A 1,122-nucleotide genomic window follows, 5' to 3' on the forward strand; every position below is an offset into this window, starting at 1 on the left:
AGCTCGGCTTTCAAAAAGTGGGCATCTGCGACGTTGATCTTAGTGAACATGAAGCCGCACTACAAAAATGGCTAGATGCTGGCTATCACGGCTCAATGGATTGGATGGCTCGTCACGGAATGATGCGCGCCAGACCCAATGAGTTATTACCGGGAACCGTTCGCGTTATCAGCGTCCGGATGGACTACCTACCGCCAGAAGCGCAATTTGCTTCAAATCTCGCGAATAAAAATCACGCTTATATTAGCCGCTATGCGCTAGGGCGTGATTACCATAAGCTGGTCAGAAAGCAGCTCAACAAGTTGGGTAAGCTCATAGAAGAAGAAGTGGGTCAGTTTGGTTATCGCCCTTTTGTCGACTCTGCGCCAATACTTGAGCGGCCTTTAGCCCAAAAGGCCGGATTGGGTTGGACAGGTAAACACTCACTGATCTTAGATAAAGAGTGTGGTTCTTGGTTCTTCCTTGGTGAACTGCTGATTGACCTACCTTTACCAGTCGATACTCCAAGTGTCGACCAATGCGAAAAATGCCGAGCGTGTATTACGTCATGCCCGACTCAAGCCATTGTAGAAGATAAAGTTGTCGATGCGAGACGCTGTATCTCTTATCTCACGATAGAGTTTGATGGTGTCATCCCTGAAGAATTCCGCAAACCGATGGGTAACCGCATCTACGGTTGTGATGACTGCCAACTCGTCTGCCCATGGAACCGCTATGCAGACGTAACCGAACAAGAAGATTTCCATCGCAGGGAAAGCTTTCACAATCCAGACTTAGTTGAATTATTCCAATGGGACGAGGCGACGTTCTTAAAAAATATGGAAGGTTCTGCTATCCGTCGTATCGGTCACGAACAATGGCTACGTAATATATCTGTCGCACTTGGTAATGCAGAATACAGCCAACGGGTGATAGACGCACTTAATGCGCGACTTGGTGAAAGTAAATTACTGGATGAGCACATCGAATGGGCACTTACCCAGCAGCTCAACCATATCCCTTCTGTAGATGCAGAACCGATTGAGACGAAGAAAAAGCGTTTAATTAGAATTGTTGAGAAAGGCTTACCTAGAGATGCCTAGTGCGTAGCCTATATGCAAGAGATTGAAAACACTTTTTGCA

General features: G+C 46.7%; 1 protein-coding gene. It reads left to right on the forward strand.

The genetic code is table 11. From position 1 onward, the window contains the following. A partial coding sequence (gene queG / locus R7O12_RS26265; RefSeq protein ID WP_318126997.1) for a tRNA epoxyqueuosine(34) reductase QueG occupies window positions 1–1,082 on the forward strand: 1,082 nt, incomplete at its 5' end. Window positions 1,083–1,122: the final 40 nt, after the last annotated feature.

Source organism: Vibrio sp. Vb1574, assembly GCF_033338675.1.